Below are 2,485 nucleotides of genomic sequence, written 5' to 3' on the forward strand. Positions count from 1 at the left end.
ACCCAGGAGCACGGTCACCGGTGTCCATACCCCCGCCTCCCGGCCCCCCGCAACCGCAGGGGTCGTACCAGCCGCCGTACCCGCGGGGGCCGTACGGCCCGCAGCCGCCCCACGGGCAGCCGTACCGGCCGTGGACGCAGGGGTACAGCCCGTACAACCGGCCGGCCCCGGTCAACGGCCTCGCCGTCGCCTCCCTCGTGTTCGGCGTGCTGTGCTGCCTGCCGGGCGTCGGCCTGGCGCTCGGCCTGATCGCGCTGCGGCAGATCCGGCGGCGGGGCGAACGCGGCACGGGGCTCGCGACCGGCGGGGCGGTGCTGTCCGCGATCGGGCTCGCGCTGTGGGGCCTGCTGCTCGGCACGGGCGGCGCCTCCGCCTTCTGGGAGGGCGTCAAGGAGAGCGCGCGCGACGGCGCGAGCATCTCCCTGGTCAAGGGCGAGTGCTTCGACGCGCCCGGCGGCCGGCTGGCCGGGGAGAGCCGCGACCTCGACGTGGTGCCGTGCTCGGGCGGCCACGACGGCGAGGTGTTCGCCTCGTTCCGGCTGAAGGACGGGCCCTACCCGGGTGAGGAGTCGGTCGGCGACACCGCCGGCGCGCGCTGCTACGTCCTGCGGGACGACTACGCGATGGACGGCTGGGCGGTGCCCGACGACGTCGACGTGTACTACCTGACACCCACCGAGGACAGCTGGTCGGCCGGGGACCGTGAGGTCACCTGCCTGTTCGGCAGCGTCGCCGAGGGCGCCGGCCTCACCGGCTCGCTGCGCAACGACGAGACCGTCCTCGACGCCGACCAGGTCGCCTACCTGAAAGCCGCTCACCTCCTCGACGCGGCCCTGGCCACCGCCCCGGACTCCGCGCACGTCGAGGACGACCTGCCGGGCCACAAGGCGTGGGCGGGCCGGATGTCGGCCGCGCTCGACCGGCAGGCCCGGCTGCTGCGCGGGCGCACCTGGCCGGCCGGCGCCCGGGGGCCGGTCCGGGCCCTCGCGGCCCACGCGGACCGGGCGCGCGCCGAGTGGACGAGGGCCGCGCGGGCGAAGGACGCGGACGCCTTCCACGAGCACTACGACGCCGGCCTCGGACTGCTCGACCTGGAGGCGGCGGTCCCCGCGCGCACCGCCCTGGGCCTCGCGGCCACCCCGCCGGCGGAACGCGGCGAGGGCGGCGCCACCCCGGACGGACCGGGTGCCCCGGGCGGCTCGGGCGGGACGGCCACTGAGGTGTGATCGCCGCCATAGCGGGGAGAAAGTGCCTGGGTAAAGCCCTCCCCGGCACGATGTCATCACATCGAGTGATTCTCTGGCCTTTGCTTGCACCGCACAACCCACGGTTGCCAGGCTGTTGCTGTCTGTACAACCTGATGGGAGCGGCCAGTGACTTTCGGTGAACAGCCGGCGTATCTGCGTGTCGCGGGTGATCTCCGCAAGAAGATCGTCGACGGTTCGCTGCCGCCCCATACCCGGCTCCCGTCACAGGCCCGTATCCGCGAGGAGTACGGCGTCTCGGACACCGTCGCGCTGGAGGCCCGCAAGGTGCTCATGGCCGAGGGTCTGGTCGAGGGCCGCTCCGGATCGGGGACGTACGTGCGCGAGCGGCCGGTGCCACGGCGCGTGGCCCGCTCCGGTTTCCGTCCCTCCGGCGGCGCCACGCCCTTCCGGCAGGAGCAGGCGGACGCCTCGGTGCGGGGCAGCTGGGAGTCGAGCAGCGAGCAGGCCGAGGCCGGCGCCGCCATCGCCGACCGGCTCGCCATCGAGCCGGGCCAGCGGGTCATGCGCACCAAGTACCTCTTCCGGGACGCGGGGGAGCCGATGATGCTCTCCACCTCCTGGGAACCCCTCACCGTCACCGGCCGCACCCCCGTGATGCTGCCCGAGGAGGGGCCGCTCGGCGGCATGGGCGTCGTCGAGCGCATGCGCGCCATCGACGTCATCGTGGACAACGTGACCGAGGAGGTCGGCGCCCGCCCCGGCCTCGCCGAGGAACTGCACGTCCTGGGCGGCGTCCCCGGTCACGTGGTCATCGTCGTGCAGCGCACCTACTACGCCTCCGGCCGCCCCGTGGAGACCGCCGACGTCGTGATCCCGGCCGACCGCTACCGGGTCGCGTACCACCTGCCCGTGAAGTAGCGCACACCCCGGCACGCCCCCGGTCGCGCGTCTCCGTCGCGTGACCGGGCCGCGCCCGCCGGGCGCCCGCTGCAATCCGGCCGTTCTCCCAGGTGACCCCGGGTCCGCCCCGGGGGGCGTCCGACGCACGACACCGGCGGGGCGGACGGCGCGTTCGGCATCGTGCGCCCCCCGGGTTCTGGCTGGTTGCGTACCTCTTTGTGAAAAGGCGTGTTCGCTGCGTAAAGGTAGGGCGTACGCTCGGGCATATGCGGACTGCGGTTTCCTTAGGCGGGGCACGGCGGGTGCCCGGGACGGAACGCTCGTCCCCTCGCGGAGGGGGTTCGACCCGCGCGAGTGCCGCCGATTGTGGGGGAGGG

General features: G+C 74.4%; 2 protein-coding genes. Both read left to right on the plus strand.

The features are described from left to right. The first annotated feature begins 20 nt into the window (after positions 1–20). Entirely contained in the window at positions 21–1,226 is a 1,206-nt protein-coding gene (locus tag V7E45_RS39840; RefSeq protein WP_333779181.1) for a DUF4190 domain-containing protein, read from the plus strand. Positions 1,227–1,373: 147 nt separating this feature from the next. Beyond that, complete coding sequence (locus V7E45_RS39845) at positions 1,374–2,126, plus strand: GntR family transcriptional regulator (protein WP_333779182.1); 753 nt, start codon at positions 1,374–1,376, stop codon at positions 2,124–2,126. Positions 2,127–2,485 lie beyond the last annotated feature (359 nt).

The sequence above is a fragment of the Streptomyces sp. IBSBF 3136 genome (assembly GCF_036815105.1).
Classification (GTDB): Bacteria; Actinomycetota; Actinomycetes; order Streptomycetales; family Streptomycetaceae; genus Streptomyces.